The following is a 22,316-nucleotide window of genomic DNA, read 5'->3' on the forward strand; positions in this document are numbered from 1 at the left end:
GGCAGAACGCGCGAGGCCGCTGACCGTAACGCGGTCAGCGGCGTTTCGCTTCGCGCGCGTTCTCAGCCGTCGGTCTGCGGCGCCGGCTCGGCGCGCTGCTCGCGCAGCGCGGCGGCGAGGATGCCGTTGACGAACTTCGGCGCGTCGGCGCCGCAGAACTCCTTGGCGGTCTCGATCGCTTCGTCGATCGCGCCCTCGGCCGGGATCGGGGTCTCGGCCGGGACGGCGTCGGGGTGCAGCATCTCCAGCAGGGCGACGCGCATGATCGCCTTCTCCAGCGGGGCGATCCGGTCGATCGTCCAGCCCTTGGCGTGGCGCTCGATCACGCCGTCCAGGTCGGAGGCGTAGTCGGAGGAGGCGTAGGCGAGCGCGCGCGTGAACGTCGTCGCGTTGGTGTCGAAGACGTCGTCCAGCTCGCGCCTGGTGACGTCGTGCTGGTAGAGCGCGAACGCGGCGGCGCGGCGCTGGTCGGAGCGGCGGGACATCAGGCGCGCGACATGTACTCGCCGGTCTCCGTCTGGATCTTCACGCGATCCCCGATGTTGACGAACAGCGGCACCTGGATCGTGGCGCCCGTTTCGACCGTGGCGGGCTTGTTGCCACCGCCCGAGGCGGTGTCGCCGCGGACGCCCGGCTCGGTCTGGGTCACTTCGAGCTCCACCGAGGCCGGCAGCTGGATCGACGACGGGTTGCCGTCCATGAACACCACGTCGACCTCGTCGGACTCCTTCGTCCACCGCAGCGTGTCGGCCAGCGCGCCGACCGGGACCTGCAGCTGCTCGTAGGACTCGGTGTCCATGAAGTGCGCATCGGTCTCGTCCGAGTACAGGTACTGCATCTTCCGCGCCTCGGTCCGGACCGCGCGGAACTTCTCGCCGGCGCGGAACGTCTTGTCGATGATGTTGCCGTCGGTGGTCCGCCGCAGCTTCGTCCGCACGAACGCCGGCCCCTTGCCGGGCTTGACGTGCTGGAACTCGACGACCTTGAAGATCGTGCCGTCGACTTCGATGTGGTTGCCGTTCTTCAACTGATTCGTGCTGATCAAGGTGATGCCCTTGCACTTCGTCGGTTCGCGTTGACCGTTAGATGGTAGGCGGCGGACGGGTGCGGTGTCCGGACGTCGACCGCTGACGATCCACCAAGTGGGGTATCAGCCGCTCATGCTTTCTCACCGTCTTGCGTTGCTGAGCCTCTCCAGTCTCGTAGCCGTCGCTCTCGTGGCGCCGGTGGCGCGGGGTGACACGGTCATCCCCGGGAACCAGGAAGTCCAGGGGTTCCAGTGCCTGGGGCCGACCTGCGCCAACGGCGAGAGCTTCCCGGTCAACTCGCCGCTGCTCCTCATCAAGGACCCCAACACGCCCGGGATCCGGTTCATGGAGTCCGGCGGCTCGTTCGGCACCCAGACCTGGGACGTCGAGGGCAACGAGTCGAACTTCTTCATCCGCGACACGACCAACGGCAACACGCTGCCGTTCCGGATCCGGCCGGGCGCGCCGACGAGCGGGTTCGACATGGGCGCCAACGGCAACATCCTCAACCGCGGCCTGGTCCAGCAGAACGCCGGCGACATGGCCTCGCCGAGCGTCGCCGACGGGAACGACCTGCTGACGAGGCTCTCGTCGGTGCCGGTCAACGACTACACCTACGCGAGCGCGAGGCACATCGCCCCGGACCCGGCGACGTTCTTCTCGTCGCTCGGGATCGGCTCCGCCAACAACGTCCTCGCGCCCCAGGACGTGGCGGGCGTCGCGCTGGCGGGCGTCAAGGCGCTGAACACGAGGCTCGCGTCGATCACGACGACGCCCGGGCCCGCGGGTCCCGCCGGGCCGACGGGCGCGACCGGCCCGCAGGGGCCGAAGGGCGACAAGGGCGACACCGGCGCGACGGGCGCCACCGGCGCCACCGGCCCGCAGGGCCCGGCCGGCACGACGCCGGACCTGACCGCGCTGAAGGCCGCCGTCAGGAGGCTCCAGACCTCGAACGCCAGGCTGACGAGGCAGGTCAGGACGCTGCGCACCCAGATGGACGAAGTCCGCAGGGTCCTCGGCCTCTGAGCGCTTAGGATCGCGCCCATGGGTGCGATCGAGATCGAGACGACGTTGCAGAAGAAGGGCCCGGCCGCCGCGGTCGTGCTGGACGAGCAGCAGGTCGCGGCGGTCGGCGAGGGAGCGAAGGCGTTCCCGGTCAAGGCCACCATCAACGGCTTCACCTGGGCCGGGCGCGTCACGCGCATGAAGGGCGAGTTCCTGCTGGGGATGAGCAAGGAGATCCGGGCCGGCGCGGGCGCCGAGGCGGGTGACGCCGTCAGGGTGAGGATCGCGCTCGATGCCGCTCCCCGGGAGGTGGAGGTCCCGGAGGTCTTGATGCGCGCGCTCGCCGGCGACGGCGATGCGCGGGCGAAGTTCGACGCGCTCGCGTTCACGCACAGGAAGGAGTTCGCGCGCTGGATCGCCGAGGCCAGGAGGGATGACACGCGCGATCGGCGGATCGGCCAGACGCTCCAGATGTTGCACGAGGGCAAGACGCGGAGTTAGCGTCCGCGCATGTCCTCCGCCGACGACGTCCCGACGTTCCCGCTGTTCGTGCACGACGACGAGCGTGCGGTGCTGCGCACAGCGCTCGGGGCCTACCGCGGCGACTTCGGCCACGACGAGCAGGCGATCGTCGCTGTGGTCGACGAGGTGCTCGCCGCCGTCCCGGCCGCCGAGCCGGACACCCTCGACCTCGACGCCGCCGCGATGAAGATCACCTACGGCGCCCTGCACGCGGCGCTGGAGGACTCCACCCGCGCCCAGGAGGCCGACCGTGAGCGCATCCGCGCCCTGCTCGACCGCCTGCCCGGCGAGCACGACATCCGCGCGATCGACCTCGATCGCGAGCTAGCGCGCCGCCGCGACGGCTGACACCGCCGCCTCGAGCATCGCTTCCAGGACCCGGACGACCTCCGCGCCGTCCAGCCGCTCCTCCCGCGCCCGGTCCAGCAGCGACTCCGCGAAGGCCTGGTAGGACGCCAGCGCCGCACGCGCCAGCGGCGGCGGGTCGGCCGTACCGAACGCGTTGAGCGCCATCGCCGAGACGAGGTGGTCGCGGTTGCGGGCGGTCGTCGCCCGCACGACCGGGTCGGCCGAGGCGACCGTGATGCGGGAGACCAGCCACGCGTCGGTCGGCGTCCCCGCGTGATGGGCCATCGCCCCGAAGTTCCTCGCCCGGCGCTCGTCGAGCGGCAGCGCGTCGTCGACCGTCCAGTCGGCCACGAGGTCGAAGCCGGCCTGCTCCGCGCAGGCCCGGAACAGCTCGACCACCCCGCCCGGGAAGTAGTGGTACAACAAGTTGCGGGTGACCTGCGCGTCCCTCGCGACCGCCTCGAACGACAGCGCCTCGTACCCCTCCCGCGCCAGGATCCCCATCGCCGCGCGGACGAGCTGCTCGCGGCGCTCCTCTGGGCTCAGCCGGCGTGCCATCGCGCCCGCAGCCTACCGCTTCGTTGTGCAGATGCCCAACTTGACAAATCGTAAATAAGACGCGTAGCCTGCCGCGCCATGTCCCGCCGCCGCCTCCTCGCTCCGCTCGCCGCCGCGCTCGCCCTCGCCGCCCCCGCCGTCGCGAGCGCCACGCCGATCGCCGATCCCGTCCCCACGACGCTCCCGCCGTCGACCGGCGCCGCCTTCGCCGCCACGCCCTTCACCAGGACGGCCGCGCCGCAGAACCCGTTCATGGCGACCAACCCCAACAACAACCTCCACGACGACCCGTGGATGAGCGACGCCTACAACCGCCCCGGCCCGCTCGGTGGCGCCGCGCTCTCCCCCACCTCCGGCGCCATGCCCTCCGCGCTCTGCGGCTCGCTGACCTTCGACAGGCACGGCCGGATCCTCTCCGTCTGCCCCTCGATCGCCACGCCGATCACCGCCCGCGTCATCGACCCCAACACGCTCACGGTCACCGCGTCCTACACGCTCGGCGCGCCCAACCCGGCCGGCCCGACCGCGTTCCAGAACTTCACCGGCGGCGGCTACTTCTTCCTGGACCACAAGGACCGGATCTGGTCCGCGACCAAGTCATCGCACCTGGTCGTTCTCGCCGAGAACGCGACGGGCACCAAGCTCTCCAAGGTCGCCGACTACGACCTCACCAGGGTCCTCAACAACTCCGAGCGCGTCACCTCCGCCCTCCCGGACTTCCACGACAACATCTGGTTCGTCTCCAAGAAGGACGGCAAGGTCGGGATCCTCAACCCCATGACCAGGCATATCGGCGTCCTCACCACGCACGAGGAGATCGAGAACTCCTTCGCCGTCGACCGCGACGCCGTCTACATCGTCAGCGACAAGAAGCTGTACCGGTTCTCCTCCAAGAACGGCAAGCCCCACATCGACTGGCAGATCACCTACAGGAACTCCGGGATCCACAAGCCCAGCCAGGTCGACGCCGGCTCCGGCACGACGCCGACGATCATGCCCGGCGGCTACGTCGCGATCACCGACAACGCCGACCCGATGAACGTCGTGGTCTACCGCACGGCGATCAACACGAAGGCCAAGCGGCGCACCGTCTGCGAGGTCCCCGTCTTCACGAAGGGCGCCAGCGCCACCGAGAACTCCCTCAACGGCTCCGGCCGCTCGTTGTTCGTCGAGAACAACTACGGCTACCAGGACCCGTTCGGGCCCAGGTCCGGCACCCCGACGACCGCCGGCTTCGCCCGCGTCGACATCAAGGCCGACGGCTCCGGCTGCGTCAAGCGCTGGACCAACACCACCGTCTCGGCCCCGACCGTCGTCCCCAAGCTCGACACCGCCACCGGCCTGATCTACACCTACGAGCGCGTGCCCTCGCCGGTCGCCACCGAGCAGCCCTACTACTGGGCCGCGATCGACGCCCAGACCGGCGCCACCGCCTGGACCCGCTACGCCGGCTCGGGCCTCTCGTTCAACAACAACTACGCGGGCATCGCGGTCGGCCCGGACCGCGCGCTGTACCTCGGCGTCATCGGCGGCCTCGTCAAGCTCACCGACGGGTAGGCCGCCGCCGCGCATGGCACCATGGGGCGGGTGCCGAAGAAGGACCCCGCAGACCCCGCCACGCGGATCGCCGAGCTCGTCGCGCAGGTCCGGCGGCTCAACGACGAGTACTACGGCGCCGGCGACACGGCGACGCCCGACGCGGATTACGACGCGGCCAAGGACGAGCTGGCCGCGCTCGTCGCCGAGCACCCGGAGCTCGAGCCCGCCGACTCCCCGCTGAACAAGGTCAACGCGCCCGAGCAGCTGACCGGCCCGACGATCCGCCACGCGCGGCCGATGCTGAGCCTCGCCAAGGCGACGACGGAGGAGGCCATCCGGACCTTCTGCGCGCGCTACGAGGGCCAGACGTTCCGGGTCTCGGAGAAGCTCGACGGCCTCAGCCTCTCGATCGTCTACGAGAACGGCAGGCTCGACTACGTCGCCACCCGCGGCACCGGCGAGATCGGCGAGCTGGTCACCGACAAGGCCGAGCACGTCATCCCCGACCTCCCGCACAGGATCAGGCACAGGGGCCGCGTCGAGGTCCGCGGGGAGGCGCTGATGCCGCGCTCCATCTGGGCGGCCTACAACGAGACCCACCCCGACAAGCCGCTCACGAACCCGCGCAACGGCGCCGCGGGCACGTTGATGCAGAAGGACCCCAGGGCCGCCGCCGAGGCCGGGCGCCTCCTGCGCTTCTTCGCCTTCGGCGCCGAGCTGGCCGACGGGACCGCGATCGATCCGGAGCCGTTCGGGATCGAGCTCGCCCACCAGACGATCGGCAACGACGCCGACGAGGTCATCGAGGCGATCCACGCGATCGGCTCGCGCCGCAACGACCTCGACTACGACATCGACGGCGCGGTCATCCGCCTGCACGACCCCGCGGCGTTCGAGGCGGCGGGCTTCAACAGCGCCGAGCCGCGCGGCGCGATCGCCTTCAAGTACCCGCCCGAGGAGAAGCTGACGAAGCTGCTCGGCGTCGTCTGGCAGGTCGGCAAGGTCGGCCGCGTCGCGCCGATCGCCAAGGTCAAGCCGGTCTTCGTCGGCGGCGTGACCGTCGAGAACATCACCTTGCACAACGCCCGCCTGATCCGCGAGCGCGACCTGCGGATCGGCGACACGATCGCCGTCGTCCGCCGCGGCGACGTGATCCCGTTCGCGGGCCGCTCGATCCCCGAGGACCGTGACGGCAGCGAGGAGGAGATCGTCCCGCCGACGCACTGCCCCTCGTGCAACACCGAGCTGGAGATCCGCGGCACCGGCGAGGAGCGCTGGTGCCCGAACCTGCAGTGCCCGGCGCAGATCACCCGGCGGCTGATGCACTGGGCCTCGCGCCCCGCCGCCGACATGGAGGGCGTCGGCGACGTCTGGATCGAGAAGCTCGCCGAGGACGGCATCCTGAGGTCGCGCGCCGACTTCTACACCAAGATCACCACCGAGCTCCTGACCGGCTACGAGCGCATGGGCGAGGTCTCGGCGCGCAACATGGTGGACTCGATCGCGGGGTCCAAGGACATCGGGTTGCGCCGCGCGCTGATCGGCCTGGCGATCCCGATGGCCAGCGACGGCACCGCCAAGCGCCTGACGCTCGCGGGCTTCCAGTCGCTGGAGGACGTCGCGAGGGCGAGCGTCGAGGAGCTCGTCGCGATCAAGGACATCGGCCCGAAGGTCGCCGAGTCGATCGTCGCGTTCTTCGCTCGCGACGACACCGAGGACGAGATCAAGGCGCTGCGCAGGGCGGGCGTCAACCTCGACGTCCACGACGAGGACAGGCCGGTCGACGTCGCCGCGGCCGGGGACTCGCCGCTGAAGGGCAAGACGGTCGTCATCACCGGCGCGTTCACCGACCCGCGGTCGGGCGCGAAGGTCTCGCGCCCGGACGTGACGAGGCTCGTCGAGCAGGCCGCCGCGACCGCCACGTCATCCGTCTCCGGCGACACCGACTACCTGCTGGCCGGCGCCAACACCGGCGCGGCCAAGACGAACAAGGCCGACAAGCTCGGCGTCGAGATCGTCGACCAGGACACGCTCTGGGGCTGGCTGAAGGAGGCGGGCGTCGCCTAGCCGTGGCAGCGCCCGCCCCTTCTTCAACCCCTAGGCCTCGACCTTCGAGGCGTACATCTTGGCCTCGTAGTCCTGCAACATGCGCGTCGCCGAGAACTGGCCGCCGAGCGTCTTCAGCGAGTTCTTGACCCGCCGCGCCCAGGCGCCGTCGCCGGCGTAGAACTCGGGGACGACCTCGTCCTCCAGCAGGCGGTAGAGCGTCGCGGCGTCGCGGGCGTCCTGGGCCTGGTGGTCGGCGTCGACCTCGCCCGGCAGCGCCCAGCCGTTGGAGCCGTCGTAGGCCTCGGCCCACCAGCCGTCCAGCACCGATAGCTGCAGGCCGCCGTTCAGCACCGACTTCATCCCCGACGTGCCCGACGCCTCCAGCGGCGGCCGCGGCAGGTTGACCCACACGTCGCAGCCGCCCACGAGCCTGGCCGCGGACGCGAGGTCGTAGTCGGCCAGGAACACCACGCGGCTCTGGGTCCCCTCCGCGCCGCGCAGGTGCAGCAGCTGCTGGATCATCCCCTTGCCCGGCTCGTCCTTCGGATGCGCCTTGCCGGCGATCACGAACTGGACCGGCCGGTCGCCGCGCAGGAGGTCCAGCGCGCGCTCGGCGTCGTGGACCATCAGCGCCAGGCGCTTGTAGGTCGCGACGCGCCGCGCGAAGCCGATCGTCAGCGCGTCCGGGTCGAACGCGTGCTCCGCCGCCTGGACGAACGACCGCTCCTCCCCACGGACCAGCCGGTCATACGGGATCCGCTCGCGGACCAGGTCCACCAACTTGGCCCGCTGCGTGCGGCGCACGGCCATCAGCTCGTCGTCGGGGATGCCGTCGACCCCCTCCCACGTCGCCGGGTCCGCGGCGCGCGTGATCCAGCCCTCGCCGAGGTGCTGATCGAGCAGCGACCGCATCGGCAGGCCGATCCAGGACGGCACGTGGACGCCGTTGGTGACGTGCGTGATCGGGACGTCGTCCAACGCACGGCCGGGCCACAGCTCCTGCCACATCTCGCGCGCGACCTCGCCGTGGCGCCGGGCGACGCCGTTGGTGGCGCGCGCGGTCCGGATGCCCAGCTGGGTGATCCCGAACGGCTCGTGCTCGTCGTCGGGGTGCGTGCGGCCGAGCGCCAGCACCTCGCTGTCCTTGAAGCCCCGGGCCTCCAGGATCGGCTCCAGCAGCAGCGCGATCTCACCGCCGGGGTAGGCGTCGTTGCCGGCCGGGACCGGCGTGTGCGTCGTGAAGACCGTGTGCGGTCGCGCGTTGGCGACCACCTCCTCGACCGTCTCGCCGGGCTCCTCGAGCGCGCCGAACGCGGCGTGGCCCTCGTTGAGGTGGATCACCTCGGGCTCGACGCCCAGGGCCTTCAGCGCGCGACGGCCGCCGATCCCGAGCAGCGCGTACTGGTTGAGGCGGATCTCGGGCTGGCCGACGTAGAGCTGCGAGGAGGTGAAGCGCCCCGTCGCCGAGTTCTCGGGCCGCTCGGCGTCGAGCAGCAGCAGCGGCACGCGGCCGACGTTCACGCGCCAGATCTGCGCGACGATCTCCTCCTCGCGCACCGGCACCGTGACCGTCACCGGCCGGCCGTCGTCGCCGGTGACCAGCGCGGCGGGCAGGCGCTCGACGTCGGTGTCCAGCCAGTACTCGCGCTGCCAGCCGGACAGGTCGATCCGCTGGCGGAAGTAGCCCTGGCGGTAGAGCAGGCCGACCGCGACGAACGGCAGGCAGCGGTCCGACGCCTCCTTGACGAGGTCGCCGGCCAGCGCGCCCAGGCCGCCGGAGTAGATCGGCAGCGACGCGTGGATCGCGTACTCGGCGCAGAAGTAGGCGACCGGCGCGCCCTCGCGCGACGGCGGGGCGTTGCGGTGCGCTTCCAGGCGCCCGTCCAGCGCGGCGGCCCGCTCCAGCAGCGACGCGTCGCGCGCAGCCGCCTCCAGCCGCTCCGGGGCGGCCTCCTCCAGCAGGCGCACGGGGTTGCCCGCGCACGCCTTCCAGCGGTCCGGGTCGATGTCCCGGAACACCGCCGGCCCATCGGGATCCCACGACCACGAGTAGTCGTAGGCGATCCGCGCGAGCACCTCAAGCTCGCCCGGCACGCGTGCAGCGAGCCCGGCGATGGCGCGGTCGATGTCGGCTCTTCCGGCGTCGATCATGGTCAGCCTCTACCCGTGGTTTCCAGGAACTCACGTCGCATCATGCCGAAGCGACGCCCGGATCGGCAGGATGCAGGGACCTGATGGCTCCCGCCCCACGCAGCATCGTCAACCTCAAGTCCGTCACCAAGGGCTTCGCCGCGCGCTCCGTGCTCACCGATGTGACGCTCGGCGTCAACGCCGGCGACCGGATCGGCGTCGTCGGCCGCAACGGCGACGGCAAGTCCACGCTGCTGGCGCTGATCAGCGGCGCGCAGGAGCCCGACGCGGGCCAGGTCACCAGGACGGGTGGTGTGTCGCTGGGGGTCCTGGGCCAGGGCGACGAGCTCGATGCGACCCAGACGATCCGGACCGAGCTGGTCGGCGGCCGCGCCGACCACGAATGGCAGGCGGACGCGCGCTTCCGCTCGGTCCTGGACGGCCTGCTCGGCGGCGTCGACATCACGCGCTTCCCGCAGGGGCTGGACACGATCATCGCGCCGTTGAGCGGCGGCGAGCGGCGCCGGATCGCGCTCGCCAGGACGCTCCTGGACGACCCCGAGCTGCTGCTGCTCGACGAGCCGACCAACCACCTCGACGTCGAGGGCGTCGACTGGCTTGCGCGCCACCTCGTCGCGCGCCGCGGGACGCTGCTGGTCATCACCCACGACCGCTGGTTCCTGGACGCGGTGTGCACGCAGACCTGGGAGGTCGGCGACGAGACCGTCCGCCAGTACGACGGCGGCTACGCGGCCTACGTGCTGGCGCGCGCCGAGCGCGACCGCCAGGCGTCGCGGATCGAGGAGCGCCGCCAGATGCTCGTCCGCAAGGAGCTGGCGTGGCTGCGGCGCGGGCCGCCGGCCCGGACGGCGAAGCCGAAGTTCCGGATCGAGGCCGCCAACGCGCTGATCGCCGACGAGCCCGAGGCGCGCGACCGCGCCGAGCTGCTGCGCTTCGCCACGCGCCGGCTCGGCAACAAGGTGCTGGAGGCCGAGGACCTCACGTTGTCCTACAACAAGCCGATCCTGCGGGGCGTCACGTGGCGTTTGGGCCCGGGCGACCGCGTCGCGCTGGTCGGCGTCAACGGGTCCGGCAAGACGTCGCTGGTCCGGATCCTCGAGGGCACGCAGGAGCCGGACGGCGGCAGGGTCGACCGCGGGCAGACCGTGCGCGTGGCGCATCTCTCCCAGGACACGGCGGAGGTCCCGGGCGACATGATGGTCTTGGAGTCGCTGGAGGCGGTCCGGGGGCGCACGACGACGTCGGGCGGCGAGGAGCTGACCGCGGGCCAGCTCGCCGAGCGCTTCGGCTTCGGCGGCGAGCGGGGCCGGACCAAGGTGAAGGACTTGAGCGGCGGCGAGCGCCGGCGCCTGCGGTTGATGCGGTTGCTCATGGACGAGCCCAACGTGTTGCTGTTGGACGAGCCGACCAACGACCTCGACATCGACACGTTGACCGCGCTGGAGGACCTCCTCGACGGCTGGCCCGGGACGTTGTTGGTGGTGTCGCACGATCGCTACTTCGTCGAGCGCGTGACCGACAACGTGTACGCCTTGATGGGCGACGGCGCGCTGCGCCACCTGCCCGGCGGGATCGAGCAGTACCTGGAGCTGCGCCGCGCCGACGAGGCGGCGCTGGAGGCCGCGCAGGCGGCGAGCGCGGCGGCCGCTGCGCCTGCGCCGGACGCCGGCGCGAGGCTGTCGGGCGGCGAGGCGCGCGAGGTCCGCAGGGAGGTCGCGCGGCTGGAGCGCCAGCTGGAGAGGCTCTCGGCGCGCGAGGGCGAGCTGCACGAGCAGATGGCCGCCGCGGCGACCGAGCCGTCGAGGCTCCAGGCGCTCGGCGACGAGCTGCGCATGCTCGCCGGCGAGCGCGACGACGCCGAGGCCGCGTGGCTGGAGGCCCAGGAGCGCCTGGAGGGCTAGCGGCTAGCGGCCCAGCAGGCTCTCGAGCTTGCGGGCCACGTTCGGCAGCGGGCCGAGGAGCGTCCGCGTCTCGGCGATCCCTGCGCGGACCTCGGCATCGCCGACCTCGACGGGGAGCAGCCCGTCCTGCAGGTCGGCGAGCAGGTGGTCGGCGCCCTCCAGGGCTTCCACCGCGTGGTCGATGTGCCCGCGGGCGCCGTTGGCGTGCTTGGTGTCGCCGGCCGGGAACTGCTTCGGCGGGAAGCCGTGGCGGGCGGCGAACTCGGTGTAGGTCCGCTTCCCGCGCCCCGAGGCATGGGTCGCCGGCCGGAAGAGGACCTCCTCCAACCGGTCGGCCGTCTGCTCGTCAAGCAGCTCATAGGCCTCGCCCAGCTCGGCGACAGCGATCGAGATCGCATCGATCGCGGCCTCGAGCTCGTCGAGCAGCGACTGCCGCCCCTCCGCGTTCGTGTACGCCATGTCCCCCGGAGACTACGCGCTGGTCAAGCGGCCCACACCGCAACGCGACGCCGCCAGCGATTCGCGAGATCCTCAACCCCTCCATCTCGCAGCACCGGTCCGACGACCGCGGCAGAAGCGACGGCGGCGCCGCGGTCGTTGAGGCGCGTGACTTGGTGGCGTCAGGCCGCGTAGGTGTTGAGGGCGCCGCCGTCGACGTCGAGGGTTGTGCCGTGGATGAAGGCTGCGTCGTCGGAGACCAGCCAGGTCACGGCGGCGGCGACCTCCTCGGGTGTGCCGACGCGGCCGGCGGGTGTGCGGGCGGCCATGGCGTCGAGGAGGTGCTTGCCCGCCTCGGTCCCGCCCGTCAGCGTCACGCCCGGCGATACCGCGTTGACGCGGATCCCGGACGGCCCGAACTCCGCCGACCAGCCGCGGGTCAGCGCCTCGATCGCGGCTTTGGTCGACGCGTACAGCGGCCCGGACGGCATCCCGATGCGCGAGACCCAGGAACCGATGTTGATGATGTTGCCCTCGCCCCGCGCGACCATCCCGGGCGCCAGCGCGGCGACCAGGGCGTGCGGCGCGGCGATGTTCACGGACAACATCGCGTCGACCGCGGCGTCGTCCAGCTCGGGCGTCGGCGCGCTCGGGTAGACGCCGGCGTTGTTGACGAGGATGTCGACGCGCCCGCCGAGGGCCTGCGTCGCGTCGGCGGCGAGCCGGCGCGCGGCGTCGTGGCTGGCGCCGATGTCGGCGGCGACGAAGTCGGCGCGGCCGCCGGCGTCGCGGATCGCGGCGACGACGTCCTCGCCGCGGGCCGCGTCACGGCCGGAAACGGCGACGTGCGCGCCCTGCGCGGCGAGCGCGACGGCGATGGCGCGGCCGATGCCGCTGGTGGAGCCGGTGACCAAGGCGGTCCGGCCGGAGAGTTGATTGGACTGCATGGTCCAATCCTAGCGCACCTCTGGACCGCCCGGTCCACTATCATGTCAGAGCACGATGTCCCAGCAGCTCACCGCCAAGGGCGAAGCGACGCGCACCCGGATCGTCGAGGCGACCGCCGACCGCATCCTCGCGGCCGGCATCGGCGCCACCAGCCTCGACGACGTCCGCGCCGACAGCTCCACGTCCAAGTCCCAGCTCTTCCACTACTTCCCCGGCGGCAAGGCCGAGCTGGTCCGGGCCGTCGTCGCGCTCCAGGGCCAGCGGGTGGTCGACGCCCAGGGCGACGGTGCGCTCGACACCTACGACAAGTGGGAGCGCTGGCGCGACGGGTTGCTACAGCACTACGGCGCGATGCACGGCTGGGGCTGCCCGATCGGCTCGCTCGCCTCCGAGGCCGCGGGCACCGACCCCGAGCTCGCCCAGCAGATCAACGCCTACATGACCGGCTGGCGCGCGCGGCTGCAGGACGGCCTGGAGCGCATGCACGCCGCCGGGACGCTGCGCCCCGACGCCGACCCGCAGCGCCTCGCCGCCTCGATCCTCGCCGCCGTCCAGGGCGGGCTGATGCTCACGCAGTTCGAGCAGGCCCTGTGGCCGCTCGAAGCCGCGCTGGACGGCGCGCTCGGCCAGCTGCGCGCCGCGCTCGCCGAGTAGCCTCGACCCCATGGCCAAGGGCGACATGGTGTGGTCGAGCCGCGACGGCGACCTGCGCAAGGCGCGCGATCCCAAGACGGTCACCCGCCAGACGACCGGCGCCGTCAAGGTGCGCCGCGAGACCGCCGGGCGCAAGGGCAAGACGGCCACCACGGTCTTCAACCTCCCCCTGAACGACATCGAGATCAAGGCGCTCGCCCAGGTGCTCAAGAAGCGCTGCGGCGTCGGCGGCTCGGCCAAGGACGGCGTCATCGAGCTGCAGGGCGACCACCGCGACGCGGTCGTCGAGGTCCTGAAGGCCCAGGGCTACGACGTCAAGCTCGCGGGCGGATAGCCCACCGCGCGCGGTACCGTCCCGGCCATGGCCCCCAACGAGAAGCCCGAGATCGACGTCCCCGACGGCCCGCCGTCCTACCAGCTCGAGGTCGAGGACCTCGTGGTCGGCGACGGCGACGAGGCGGTCGCCGGCAGGATCGTCGACGTCCACTACGTCGGCGTGTCCTGGCAGAACGGCAGGCAGTTCGACGCGTCCTGGGACCGCGGCGACACGTTCAAGTTCGGCCTCGGCAAGGGCCAGGTCATCCAGGGCTGGGACGAGGGCGTCCAGGGCATGAAGGTCGGCGGCCGGCGCAAGATCACGATCCCGCCGGCAATGGCCTACGGCAAGCGCGGCGCCGGCGGCGTCATCGGTCCGGACGAGACGCTGATCTTCGTCGTGGACCTGCTCGGCGTGCGCTGAGCTGACACGGACGGCGGCGCGGCCCATGCTGACCTCACGCTGGGCCCACGCCGTCTACGCGCTCGCGGGCGTCGCCGCGCTGGTCGCGCTGTGCCTGCTCGTCCACCCGCTGCGGGAGGCGATCGGGCACGCCGCGCACGGCGACACCAAGGCGCTGCGCGAGCAGCTGCGCGGGACCGGCGCGGCGGGCGTCGCGTTGTTGTACGGGTTGATGCTCGCCCACGTCGTCGTGATCTTCCCGGCCGAGATCACCAACATGGTCGCGGGCTTCACCTACGGGATCCCGCTGGGGATCCTGATCTGCACGACCGGCTGGTTCCTGTCGGGCCTGGGCACCTACGCGCTGGGCGTGATCGCGGGCCGGCCGCTGATCGAGAAGCTCGCCGGCGCCGGGCGGGTCGCGTCGGCCGAGCGGATGATGGACCGCGGCGGCTGGGAGTTCCTGCTGGTCGTGCGGCTGCTGCCGTTCGTGCCGTTCTCGATCGTCGGCTACGTCGCGGGCGCGACGAACGTCCCGCTGTTCCGCTTCGCCTGGACGACGCTGCTGGGCGCGATCCCGCTGGTGACGCTGGCCGTCGTGCTCGGCTCGCGGCTGTCGGACTTCTCGCTCGGCGACCCGCTGGTGTGGGGCTCGATCCTCGTCTTCGTGCTGCTGATCGCCGTCGGCCATCCGGTCGGGCGACGCTTCCAGGCGCGCGCCAAGACCAAGGCGTAGGACTAGTCGTCGTCGCGGGTGCGGCGCTGCTCGCGGCCGGCCTCGAAGCGGCGCCGGTCGCGCTTGGTCGGGCGCCCGCCCCGGTCGTAGTAGCTCGGCGCCTGCGCCATCGACTGCGCCTCCAGCCGGCGCTGCTCGGCGTAGGCCTCGCGGCCCGCGATCGACTCCGGCGTCTCGTCGTAGAGCTGCTGGGCCAGCGACGCCGGGCCACGCCGCTCGGCGGTCGCCTTGATGTTCACGCTGATCTTGACCGGGCCGTTGGTCAGCTCCAGGCGATCGCCCGGCCCGACGTCCTTGCTCGGCTTGGCCGGGCGCCCGTTGACCTGGACGCGCCCGCCCTTGACCGCCTCGGTGCCGAGCGGCCGGGTCTTGACCAGGCGCGCGGCCCACAGCCACTTGTCCACGCGGACGGGTTCGTATGACGGCTGCTGCATCCGGGCTCAATCGTGGCAGGATCGTGGGTCGATGGACGACGACGTGCTGGAGATCGAGACGCCGCACGGGCCGGCGCGGGCGACGATCGCGCGGGCCGAGGGCGAGCGCGGCGCGCTGCTGATCGGCCACGGCGCGGGCGGCGGCGTGCAGGCGCCGGACATCCTGGCGGCGCTGGGCGCGGCGCTGGCGGGCGGCGTGAGCGTCGCCCGGATCGAGCAGCCCTACCGCGTCGCGGGGCGGCGATCGGTCGCGCCGACGAGGCAGCTCGACGCGGCGTGGCTGGCGGTGCACGCGGCGCTCAGCGAGCGCGTGTTCGACGGGCTCCCGATCGTGACCGGCGGCCGTTCCTCGGGCGCGCGGGTCGCGTGCCGGACGGCGACCGAGACCGGCGCGGCCGGCGTGTTGTGCCTCGCGTTCCCGCTCCATCCCCCGCGCCGCAGGCCCGACGCCGAGCTGAAGACGCGCCTGCCCGAGCTGGAGCTCGTCAAGGTCCCCGTGTTGATCGTCCAGGGCGAGCGCGACCCGTTCGGGATGCCACCCGCCACGCGCCGCCGCAAGGTCGTCGTCGTCCCCGGCGACCACTCGCTGAAGTCCGGCGTCAGGGACGTCGGCCCTGCCGTGTCCGCGTTCCTGAAGAAGGTGATCAAGTAGATGTCGTCCTTGAACTGGGGCCTGCTCTCCACCGCCCGCATCAACGACGCGCTGCTGCACGCGGGCGTCAACGCGGTCGCGGTCGGCTCGCGCGACGAGGCGAAGGCGCGCGCGTATGCAGACGCGCGCGGGATCGCCAAGGCCTACGGGTCCTACGAGGCGCTGCTCGCCGACCCGGACATCGACATCATCTACAACTCGCTGCCCAACAGCATGCACCTGCCGTGGGCGGTCAGGGCGCTGGAGGCCGGCAAGCACGTGCTGTGCGAGAAGCCGCTGTCACGGCGCGCGGCCGACGTCGAGGCGGCGTTCGACGTGGCCCAGCGCGCCGGCCGGGTCCTCACCGAGGGCTTCATGTGGCGCCACCACCCGCAGGTCCAGCGCGTCCAGGAGCTGGTGGCCGAGGGCGCGATCGGCACGCTGCGCGTGATCCGCAGCGACTTCGCGTTCAACCTGCTGGACATGACCGACGTCCGGATGCAGCGCGCGATGGACGGCGGCGCGCTGATGGACGTCGGCAGCTACTGCGTGTCGGCGTCGCGCACGTTCGCGGGCGGCGAGCCGGTCGCGGCGAGCGCGCAGCGGATCGCCGGCGGCGACGGCGTCGACCTCGCGCTCACGGGCCTCCTGCGGTTCGACGGCGACGTGCTCGCCGTCTTCGACTGCGCGTTCACCGGCCCCGCGCGCCACTTCGTGCAGCTGCTGGGCAGCGAGGGCTCGCTGCGCCTCGCCGACCCGTGGCACGCGCGCGGCGACCAGGTCATCGAGCACCGCGGCCTGGACCCCGACGCCGCGCCGGAGCGGATCGTGGTCCCAGCGGTCAACCACTACGCCTTGCAGATCGCCGACCTGGAGGCCGCCGCGCGCGGCGAGAAGGAGCCGCGGCTGGGCCGGGCCGACGCCGTCGGCCAGGCCCGCGCGCTCGAGCTGCTCTACGCCTCCGCGGAGGCGTAGGCGCGCCGGCGGCTCAGGACTCCAGCGTCGCCTCGAGGCTGATGTCCGGCACGCCCGCCAGCGCCTTGCTGACCGGGCAGCCGGCCTTGGCGGCCGCCGCGGCCTCCTGGAACTTCGCGTCGTCGATGCCCGGCACCCTGCCGACCGCGACGAGCTTGATCGCCGTGATCGCCGGCGCGCCGTCGACGATCCGCAGCGTCACGGTCGCGTCGGTGTCGAGCGCGTCGACCGGGTTGCCGCCCTCGGCCAGGATGTTCGACAGCGCCATCGAGAAGCACGACGCGTGCGCGGCGGCGATCAGCTGCTCCGGGTTGGCGCCCGGGCCGTCCTCGAAGCGCGACTTGTAGGAGTACTGCCCGCTGATGTCGTCACCGGCGGTGAACGTGCCGCTGCCGCTCTTGAGGTCGCCCTTCCACTGCGCGTGGCCCTTGGATGGCATGTGCTCTGGTCCTCCTGCTGGTTCGTGGGGATGGTGCTGCTCCCCGCGACCTACCCGGCAGGCTGCGTGGCGAGACGTTCGATCGTGTCGAGGATCGCGTCCAGACGCCGGGATTGGACGCGCCGCCACGCGAGCCGGTCGAGCAGCCGGCCGACCGGCCCGAGCACCGGCGCGTACTCGAGCGTGAGCGTCAGCGTCGTCGCCTCGCCGCCCTCGTCGCGCAGCTCGAAGACGCGGTCGAAGACCGCGATCATCGGCGCGGACTCGACCCGGTGGACCTGCCTGCGCGGCGGGTCGAACTCGATGATCCGCCAGCGGTTCTCGGTCCGGACGGGCAGCAGCAGGCGGCTGCGCTCGTCGTAGGCGGCGCCGAGGCCGGGCGGGCGATCGACGCGACGGGAGTAGGCCGTCCACGGGCCCCAATCGCCAAACCGCTCGACATCACACAGCACTTTCCAGATGTGCCGCTGGGAGGCGTGGATCCGCCGCCTCCCCCGCACCTCGGCCACCTCAGTCCTCCTGACCGCGTACTTGTCCTGCTCAATCGGACAAGGCGGAACCTATCAGGCGATCCGACGGCGGCGCACCTCTTTGGTGCCGAAGCGCTCGCGGCGCACGGTCGTCTTCTTGCCCTTGATCGAGCGGCCGCGCAGCGCGGCGACGACGTGGTCGGCGGCCGCCTCGGGCACCTCGACGAGCGAGAACTTGTCGGCGATCTCGATCGCGCCGATCTGGCGACCGTTGAGGCCGGCCTCGTTGGCGATCGCGCCGACGAGGTCCTGCGGGCGGATCCCGCGCTCGCGGCCGGCGCCGACGAACAGGCGGATCATGCCCTCGCTCGTCTCCCTCGGACCGCCCTTGTGGCGCGGGTCCGGACGCTGCCCGCGCGGCGGGCGGTGCTCGCCGCGGTCACCGCGGTCGCCGGAGTAGGACCCACCCGCCCGCGGGCCACGGCCCTCGACCGACCCGCGCGGCGGGCGCTCCTCGTACGGCCTGCGCTGCGAGAAGTCCGGGATCTCCTCCTCCTCGGCGGCGGCGCCGTCACGGCCGGCGGCCTTGTGGGCGAGCGCGACCGCGGCCAGCGCGACCTCCTCGAGCCCGTGCTCCTCGGCGAGCGACTCGACGACGACGCGGTAGCTGTCGAGGTCGTCGGCGTCGGTCAGCGCGGCGGCGAGCGACTCGCGCGTCGCCTCCAGGCGGCGGGAGTTGACGTCGGCGACCGTCGGCAGCCTCTCGACGGCGATCGGCTGGCGCGTCGTGCGCTCGATCGCCTTCAGCATCCGGTGCTCGCGCGGCTGGGCGAACGTGATCGCCGTGCCCTCGCGCCCGGCGCGGCCGACGCGGCCGATCCGGTGCACGTAGGCCTCCGGCGCGGCCGGGACGTCGTAGTTGACGACGTGCGTCAGCACGTCCACGTCGAGGCCGCGGGCCGCGACGTCGGTGGCGACCAGCAGCTCGGTCGCGCCGGACTTCAGGCGCCCGATCGCGCGCGTGCGCTGCTCCTGGCTCATGCCGCCGTGCAGCGCCTCGGCGCGGTGGCCACGGGCCGAGAGCGTCTCGGTGAGCGTGTCGACCTCGGCGCGCGTGCGGCAGAAGACGATCGTCGCGGTCGGCTGATCGTGGTCGAGCACGCGGGCCAGCGCGGCGGGCTTGTGCTGGCGCGGGACGATGTGGACGCGCTGGCGGACCTTCGGTGCCTCGCCCGGCGCGTGGCGCTCGCCACCGAGCTGGATCCGGACCGGGTCGTTGAGGTGCGTCCCGACGATCTTGTTGATGCGCGGCGGCATCGTCGCGCTGAACAGGACCGTCTGGCGGTCGGCGCGCGTGTCGGCGAGGATCGCCTCGAGGTCCTCCGCGAAGCCCATGTCGAGCATCTCGTCGGCCTCGTCCAAGATGATGGTGTCGAACGACGCCGTCCTGATCGAGCCGCGCCTGACGTGGTCCAGCGCGCGGCCCGGCGTGGCGACGACGACGTCGACGCCGCGCTCCAGCGCCTTGAGCTGGCGGACGATCGGCGCGCCGCCGTAGATCGGCAGCGTCCGGATCCCGAGGCCGCGCCCGTAGCGGTGGACGGCCTCGGCGACCTGGGTCGCCAGCTCGCGGGTCGGGCACAGCACCAGCGCGCGCGGAGGCGTGCCGGGCAGGGCGCCGTGGCCGAGGCGGTGCAGGAGCGGCAGCGCGAACGCGGCGGTCTTGCCGGTTCCGGTCGCGGCCTGGCCGAGCAGGTCGCGGCCTTCCATCAGCGGCGGGATGGCTTCCCGCTGGATCGGGGTGGGTTCTTCGTAGCCGAGAGCGCTGAGCGCGCCGACGAGCTCGTCGGCCAGGCCCAGGTCGGCGAAGCCAACAGGTACGTCGTGCGTGTCTTCAGTCATGTGTGCGACGCGCCAGGGTACCGCCAGTGCGGTGAAGGTGTGTGAAGGCAGACACCGATCGGCCCGTTTCTCCGCTACACCAGAGGTGTGACCGTCGCCGAAGCGGTCCGCGCGCGTCCAAGGCTCCGCTCGCGGACTCCGGCTCCCACGCCCCCGAAGCCGCTCCTGATCGCCACCCTCGCGCTTGCGCTGGGCGGCTTCGCCATCGGCACGACCGAGTTCGTGGCGATGGGGCTGCTGCCGGAGATCGCGCGCGGCGTCGACATCTCGGTTCCGACCGCCGGGCACGTCATCTCCGCCTACGCGCTGGGCGTCGTGATCGGCGCGCCGGTCCTGGCCGGGCTGGGCGCGAAGCTACCGCGGCGCAAGCTGCTCGTCGGGTTGATGGTGGCCTACGCGCTCGGGAACCTGCTCAGCGCGATGGCGACCAACTACCCCATGTTGATGGCCGCGCGGTTCGTCACCGGGCTGCCGCATGGCGCCTACTTCGGGGTCGCGTCGCTGGTCGCCGCCGACCTCGCGCCCGCGGGCAGGAAGGCGCAGGCGGTCTCGCGCGTGTTGTTGGGGCTGAGCGTCGCGAACGTCATCGGCGTGCCGCTGGCGACCGCCGTCGGGCAGAGCCTCGGCTGGCGCGCCGCGCTGTTCATGGCCGCCGCGCTGGCCGTCCTCACCGCGGTGTCGGTCTTCCGGGTCGTCCCGGACACGCCGCCCGACGCCGCCGCGACGATGAAGCGCGAGCTGACCGCCCTGAAGCGCCCGCAGGTCCTGCTCGCCGTCGCGACCGGTGCGATCGGCGGCGGCGGGATGTTCGCCGTCTACTCCTACATCTCGCCGATCCTGACCGACCGCGCCGGGCTGCCGCTCGGCGCCGTGCCGTTCGTGCTGGCGATCTGGGGCGCCGGGATGGTCGCCGGGAACCTGCTCGCCGGCAAGCTCACCGACCGGGCGCCGAAGAAGACGATGGTCGGCGCGCTGATCTTCATGGCGTTGCTCTTCGGGTTGTTCGCGCTGACCTCGTCGTCGCCCGTGCTGGCGCCGATCACCGTGTTCTTCCTCGGGATGTCGCTGATGCTGCCGACCGGCCTGCAGATGCGCCTGATGGCGAGCGCCGGCGACGCCCAGACGCTCGCCGCAGCGCTCAACCACTCCTCCTTCAACCTCGCCAACGCCCTCGGCGCCTGGCTGGGCGGCATCGTCCTGGCCGCCGGCCTCGGCCTCGCGGCGCCGATGCTCGTCGCCGTCGGCCTCTCGATCGCCGGCCTCGCCATCCTCGCCCTGTCCTTCTGGGCCGAGCGAACGCAGCGCCTGCCGCTCTAGCCCGCGCCCGGCAGCCCGTCGGCGCGGGGGTCGGTGCCGGAGGTCGTGCCCCAGATGGCGTGGGCGTGGCCGAGCTCTTCGTCGTGGGGTGTCAGTTCGATGACGGGTGTGCCGGTCGCGTGGAGGGATGTTGCGGCGGCTGGGTTGAGGTCGGATTCGAGGGTCAGCGTGGTGTCGGCGATGGTGAAGCGGGGTGCGGAGATGGCTTCTTGGGGTGTCGCGCCGGCGAGGAGGCGGAGGAGGATCTGGGTGTGGATCTGGGGTTGGGCCTTGCCGCCCATCGTCCCGAGGACGCCGGCGAGCGTGCCGTCACGCTCGACCATGACCGGCATCAGCGTGTGCGCCGGGCGCTTGCCGGGAGCAAGGACATTGGGATGGTCCGGGTCCAGCGAGAACGAGGTGCCGCGGTTCTGCAGGATGATCCCGGTCGAGGGCTCGATGAGCTGTGAGCCGAAGGACCAGTAGAGCGACTGGATCAGCGACACCGCGCGGCCCTCCCCGTCGCGGGTGACCAAGGCGATGGTGTCGCCGGTCGGGCGTGGGCGAGTCCCCTCGACCCCGAGGACGCGCTCCGTCGCCACCCGTGAGATCGCCTCCTGGCCGAGCCATGCGTCGAGGTCCTGCGGCGCGAAGCGCGGGTCGGCGAGCGACGCCTCGCGCTGGCGCCAGCCCGCCGCGAAGATCGCCGCCAGCGCGCCCGCATCGGCGCCGAGCGGGTCGTCGAGCGCAGCCGCTTCGAGCGCCGCCAGCGCCTGCAACAACAAGACGCCGGAGCAGTTCGGCCCAGCGCTCAGGACGTCGACCCCGCGGAACCCCACGCGCAGCGGCTCCTCCACCGAAGGCCGGAACGACGCGAGATCGCCGACCCGGATCGCGCTGCCGAGTGCTTCGAGCCCCGCGGCGAACCGCGCCGCCAGCGGTCCCTCGTAGAGCGCTCGCGCACCCTCAGCGCGCAGGATCGCGAACGTCTCGGCCAGCGCCGCCTGGCGCAGCACGCCGTCGCCGTCCGGGACGAGCACCGGCGCGGGCGCCTCGTCGATCGCCGTCAGCAGCTTCGCGGTCGGCACGAAGCCCTCGCGCGCCAGCCGCTCGGCGTCGGCGAGCAGCGACGCCCACGGCAGCACGCCGCCCAACGCGTACAACTCGCCCCACCCCGCGACCAGCCCCGGGACCGTCACGGTGTCGATCCCCGCGACCGGCAGCACGCCGCCGTGCCGCGCCCGCAGACCATCAACATCAACAAGTCCCGCCGCCGGCCCCGTCGCGTTGACCGCCCGCGTCACGCCGTCCGCGTCCCGGACCAAGGCCATCAGGTCGCCGCCCAGCGCGCAGTTGTGCGGGTAGACGACGGTCAGCACCGCGGCCGCGGCGAGCGCGCCGTCGACCGCCGACCCGCCCTCCTCCATGACCCGGCGCCCGACCGCGGTGGCGGTCCGGTGCGGCGTGGCGATCGCGACGGAAGACGTCATGCCGCGGCACCCTAGCCGCCGCCCGCAACCCCTGCGGGCGCGCGTATTCGCCACTACCCGATCGCGGTATCGCCAGGTGGTCCA

At 72.4% G+C, this 22,316-nt stretch carries 24 protein-coding genes; 13 read left to right on the plus strand and 11 right to left on the minus strand.

Annotated elements, in window-relative coordinates:
* Nucleotides 1–62 precede the first annotated feature (62 nt).
* Both H030_RS0121240 and efp read right to left on the minus strand, forming a co-directional pair.
* Entirely contained in the window at nt 63–485 is a 423-nt protein-coding gene (locus H030_RS0121240) for a transcription antitermination protein NusB (RefSeq protein WP_027007592.1), read from the minus strand.
* A complete protein-coding gene (gene efp, locus H030_RS0121245; protein ID WP_027007593.1) occupies nt 485–1,045 on the minus strand; it encodes an elongation factor P in 561 nt (186 codons plus the stop codon). The genes H030_RS0121240 and efp overlap by 1 nt, the downstream gene beginning before the upstream one ends.
* Before the next feature lie 172 nt (nt 1,046–1,217).
* Here efp and H030_RS40280 point away from each other — a divergent pair, with 172 nt between their 5' ends.
* From H030_RS40280 to H030_RS0121260, 3 genes are read left to right on the plus strand one after another with little or no spacing between them, the layout of a single operon-like run.
* The gene (locus tag H030_RS40280) at nt 1,218–2,054 is read left to right on the plus strand and encodes a collagen-like protein (protein WP_035128064.1); all 837 of its coding nucleotides are present in this window, start codon (nt 1,218–1,220) and stop codon (nt 2,052–2,054) included.
* 18 nt (nt 2,055–2,072) lie between these two features.
* Nucleotides 2,073–2,534: a YdeI/OmpD-associated family protein gene (locus H030_RS0121255; RefSeq protein WP_027007594.1), complete on the plus strand. Its 462-nt coding sequence runs from the start codon at nt 2,073–2,075 to the stop codon at nt 2,532–2,534.
* 9 nt (nt 2,535–2,543) lie between these two features.
* Nucleotides 2,544–2,903: a hypothetical protein gene (locus H030_RS0121260; RefSeq protein WP_027007595.1), complete on the plus strand. Its 360-nt coding sequence runs from the start codon at nt 2,544–2,546 to the stop codon at nt 2,901–2,903.
* Here the strand turns inward: H030_RS0121260 and H030_RS37670 are convergent.
* Nucleotides 2,880–3,461, minus strand: a complete 582-nt coding sequence (locus tag H030_RS37670; protein ID WP_027007596.1) for a TetR/AcrR family transcriptional regulator — start codon at nt 3,459–3,461, stop codon at nt 2,880–2,882. The two genes, H030_RS0121260 and H030_RS37670, sit on opposite strands and share 24 nt — an antisense overlap.
* 78 nt (nt 3,462–3,539) lie before the next feature.
* Between H030_RS37670 and H030_RS34110 the strand changes: the two genes are divergently transcribed.
* Nucleotides 3,540–5,018, plus strand: a complete 1,479-nt coding sequence (locus H030_RS34110) for a hypothetical protein (RefSeq protein WP_051223310.1) — start codon at nt 3,540–3,542, stop codon at nt 5,016–5,018.
* Between the two features lie 30 nt (nt 5,019–5,048).
* Nucleotides 5,049–7,067, plus strand: a complete 2,019-nt coding sequence (ligA, locus tag H030_RS0121275; protein ID WP_027007597.1) for an NAD-dependent DNA ligase LigA — start codon at nt 5,049–5,051, stop codon at nt 7,065–7,067.
* Between the two features lie 30 nt (nt 7,068–7,097).
* On the opposite strand, the gene glgP is transcribed toward ligA, so the two are convergent.
* On the minus strand, nt 7,098–9,200 hold the full coding sequence (glgP, locus tag H030_RS0121280) for an alpha-glucan family phosphorylase (protein ID WP_051223314.1): 2,103 nt from the start codon (nt 9,198–9,200) through the stop codon (nt 7,098–7,100).
* Nucleotides 9,201–9,283: 83 nt separating this feature from the next.
* Between glgP and H030_RS0121285 the strand changes: the two genes are divergently transcribed.
* A complete protein-coding gene (locus H030_RS0121285) occupies nt 9,284–11,101 on the plus strand; it encodes an ABC-F family ATP-binding cassette domain-containing protein (RefSeq protein WP_027007599.1) in 1,818 nt (605 codons plus the stop codon).
* A 3-nt stretch (nt 11,102–11,104) separates the two neighbouring features.
* On the opposite strand, the gene H030_RS0121290 is transcribed toward H030_RS0121285, so the two are convergent.
* Both H030_RS0121290 and H030_RS0121295 read right to left on the minus strand, forming a co-directional pair.
* Complete coding sequence (locus tag H030_RS0121290; protein ID WP_027007600.1) at nt 11,105–11,560, minus strand: hypothetical protein; 456 nt, start codon at nt 11,558–11,560, stop codon at nt 11,105–11,107.
* 161 nt (nt 11,561–11,721) lie between these two features.
* The gene (locus H030_RS0121295; protein ID WP_027007601.1) at nt 11,722–12,486 is read right to left on the minus strand and encodes an SDR family NAD(P)-dependent oxidoreductase; all 765 of its coding nucleotides are present in this window, start codon (nt 12,484–12,486) and stop codon (nt 11,722–11,724) included.
* A 55-nt stretch (nt 12,487–12,541) separates the two neighbouring features.
* On the opposite strand from H030_RS0121295, the gene H030_RS0121300 reads away from it, so the two are divergent.
* The 4 genes from H030_RS0121300 to H030_RS0121315 are packed head-to-tail and all read left to right on the plus strand — an operon-like array spanning nt 12,542 to nt 14,595.
* Complete coding sequence (locus H030_RS0121300; protein WP_027007602.1) at nt 12,542–13,141, plus strand: TetR/AcrR family transcriptional regulator; 600 nt, start codon at nt 12,542–12,544, stop codon at nt 13,139–13,141.
* A 10-nt stretch (nt 13,142–13,151) separates the two neighbouring features.
* Complete coding sequence (locus tag H030_RS0121305; RefSeq protein WP_027007603.1) at nt 13,152–13,475, plus strand: translation initiation factor; 324 nt, start codon at nt 13,152–13,154, stop codon at nt 13,473–13,475.
* Between the two features lie 27 nt (nt 13,476–13,502).
* The gene (locus H030_RS0121310) at nt 13,503–13,880 is read left to right on the plus strand and encodes an FKBP-type peptidyl-prolyl cis-trans isomerase (RefSeq protein ID WP_027007604.1); all 378 of its coding nucleotides are present in this window, start codon (nt 13,503–13,505) and stop codon (nt 13,878–13,880) included.
* A gap of 25 nt (nt 13,881–13,905) precedes the next feature.
* Nucleotides 13,906–14,595, plus strand: coding sequence for a TVP38/TMEM64 family protein (locus tag H030_RS0121315; protein WP_027007605.1), 690 nt, complete (start codon nt 13,906–13,908; stop codon nt 14,593–14,595).
* A gap of 2 nt (nt 14,596–14,597) precedes the next feature.
* Here the strand turns inward: H030_RS0121315 and H030_RS0121320 are convergent, their stop codons facing one another.
* Entirely contained in the window at nt 14,598–15,029 is a 432-nt protein-coding gene (locus H030_RS0121320; RefSeq protein ID WP_027007606.1) for an RNA-binding S4 domain-containing protein, read from the minus strand.
* Nucleotides 15,030–15,060: 31 nt separating this feature from the next.
* Between H030_RS0121320 and H030_RS0121325 the strand changes: the two genes are divergently transcribed.
* Nucleotides 15,061–15,681 carry an alpha/beta family hydrolase gene (locus tag H030_RS0121325; protein ID WP_027007607.1) on the plus strand — a complete coding sequence of 207 codons (621 nt, stop codon included), beginning with the start codon at nt 15,061–15,063 and terminating at the stop codon, nt 15,679–15,681.
* Nucleotides 15,682–16,635: a Gfo/Idh/MocA family protein gene (locus tag H030_RS34115; RefSeq protein ID WP_051223316.1), complete on the plus strand. Its 954-nt coding sequence runs from the start codon at nt 15,682–15,684 to the stop codon at nt 16,633–16,635.
* A gap of 13 nt (nt 16,636–16,648) precedes the next feature.
* On the opposite strand, the gene H030_RS0121335 is transcribed toward H030_RS34115, so the two are convergent.
* From H030_RS0121335 to H030_RS0121345, 3 genes are read right to left on the minus strand one after another with little or no spacing between them, the layout of a single operon-like run.
* Nucleotides 16,649–17,074, minus strand: a complete 426-nt coding sequence (locus H030_RS0121335) for an OsmC family protein (RefSeq protein ID WP_027007608.1) — start codon at nt 17,072–17,074, stop codon at nt 16,649–16,651.
* Nucleotides 17,075–17,124: 50 nt separating this feature from the next.
* The gene (locus tag H030_RS37675; protein ID WP_196809212.1) at nt 17,125–17,583 is read right to left on the minus strand and encodes an SRPBCC family protein; all 459 of its coding nucleotides are present in this window, start codon (nt 17,581–17,583) and stop codon (nt 17,125–17,127) included.
* Nucleotides 17,584–17,637: 54 nt separating this feature from the next.
* Nucleotides 17,638–19,446 carry a DEAD/DEAH box helicase gene (locus H030_RS0121345; RefSeq protein WP_027007609.1) on the minus strand — a complete coding sequence of 603 codons (1,809 nt, stop codon included), beginning with the start codon at nt 19,444–19,446 and terminating at the stop codon, nt 17,638–17,640.
* 87 nt (nt 19,447–19,533) lie between these two features.
* On the opposite strand from H030_RS0121345, the gene H030_RS0121350 reads away from it, so the two are divergent.
* Nucleotides 19,534–20,763 carry an MFS transporter gene (locus H030_RS0121350; RefSeq protein WP_027007610.1) on the plus strand — a complete coding sequence of 410 codons (1,230 nt, stop codon included), beginning with the start codon at nt 19,534–19,536 and terminating at the stop codon, nt 20,761–20,763.
* Here the strand turns inward: H030_RS0121350 and H030_RS0121355 are convergent.
* On the minus strand, nt 20,760–22,232 hold the full coding sequence (locus H030_RS0121355) for a gamma-glutamyltransferase (protein WP_027007611.1): 1,473 nt from the start codon (nt 22,230–22,232) through the stop codon (nt 20,760–20,762). The two genes, H030_RS0121350 and H030_RS0121355, sit on opposite strands and share 4 nt — an antisense overlap.
* Nucleotides 22,233–22,316 lie beyond the last annotated feature (84 nt).

It is taken from the genome of Conexibacter woesei Iso977N (genome assembly GCF_000424625.1).
GTDB lineage: Bacteria > Actinomycetota > Thermoleophilia > Solirubrobacterales > Solirubrobacteraceae > Baekduia > Baekduia woesei_A.

Bases quoted from the DNA above. Each gene is read 5' to 3' on its own strand.
- H030_RS0121240 (WP_027007592.1), bottom strand. From the start codon at position 485: ATGTCCCGCCGCTCCGACCAGCGCCGCGCCGCCGCGTTCGCGCTCTAC.
- H030_RS0121255 (WP_027007594.1), top strand. From the start codon at position 2,073: ATGGGTGCGATCGAGATCGAGACGACGTTGCAGAAGAAGGGCCCGGCC.
- H030_RS0121260 (WP_027007595.1), top strand. From the start codon at position 2,544: ATGTCCTCCGCCGACGACGTCCCGACGTTCCCGCTGTTCGTGCACGAC.
- H030_RS37670 (WP_027007596.1), bottom strand. From the start codon at position 3,461: ATGGCACGCCGGCTGAGCCCAGAGGAGCGCCGCGAGCAGCTCGTCCGC.
- H030_RS34110 (WP_051223310.1), top strand. From the start codon at position 3,540: ATGTCCCGCCGCCGCCTCCTCGCTCCGCTCGCCGCCGCGCTCGCCCTC.
- glgP (WP_051223314.1), bottom strand. From the start codon at position 9,200: ATGATCGACGCCGGAAGAGCCGACATCGACCGCGCCATCGCCGGGCTC.
- H030_RS0121285 (WP_027007599.1), top strand. From the start codon at position 9,284: ATGGCTCCCGCCCCACGCAGCATCGTCAACCTCAAGTCCGTCACCAAG.
- H030_RS0121290 (WP_027007600.1), bottom strand. From the start codon at position 11,560: ATGGCGTACACGAACGCGGAGGGGCGGCAGTCGCTGCTCGACGAGCTC.
- H030_RS0121295 (WP_027007601.1), bottom strand. From the start codon at position 12,486: ATGCAGTCCAATCAACTCTCCGGCCGGACCGCCTTGGTCACCGGCTCC.
- H030_RS0121300 (WP_027007602.1), top strand. From the start codon at position 12,542: ATGTCCCAGCAGCTCACCGCCAAGGGCGAAGCGACGCGCACCCGGATC.
- H030_RS0121305 (WP_027007603.1), top strand. From the start codon at position 13,152: ATGGCCAAGGGCGACATGGTGTGGTCGAGCCGCGACGGCGACCTGCGC.
- H030_RS0121310 (WP_027007604.1), top strand. From the start codon at position 13,503: ATGGCCCCCAACGAGAAGCCCGAGATCGACGTCCCCGACGGCCCGCCG.
- H030_RS0121315 (WP_027007605.1), top strand. From the start codon at position 13,906: ATGCTGACCTCACGCTGGGCCCACGCCGTCTACGCGCTCGCGGGCGTC.
- H030_RS0121320 (WP_027007606.1), bottom strand. From the start codon at position 15,029: ATGCAGCAGCCGTCATACGAACCCGTCCGCGTGGACAAGTGGCTGTGG.
- H030_RS0121325 (WP_027007607.1), top strand. From the start codon at position 15,061: ATGGACGACGACGTGCTGGAGATCGAGACGCCGCACGGGCCGGCGCGG.
- H030_RS34115 (WP_051223316.1), top strand. From the start codon at position 15,682: ATGTCGTCCTTGAACTGGGGCCTGCTCTCCACCGCCCGCATCAACGAC.
- H030_RS0121335 (WP_027007608.1), bottom strand. From the start codon at position 17,074: ATGCCATCCAAGGGCCACGCGCAGTGGAAGGGCGACCTCAAGAGCGGC.
- H030_RS0121345 (WP_027007609.1), bottom strand. From the start codon at position 19,446: ATGACTGAAGACACGCACGACGTACCTGTTGGCTTCGCCGACCTGGGC.
- H030_RS0121355 (WP_027007611.1), bottom strand. From the start codon at position 22,232: ATGACGTCTTCCGTCGCGATCGCCACGCCGCACCGGACCGCCACCGCG.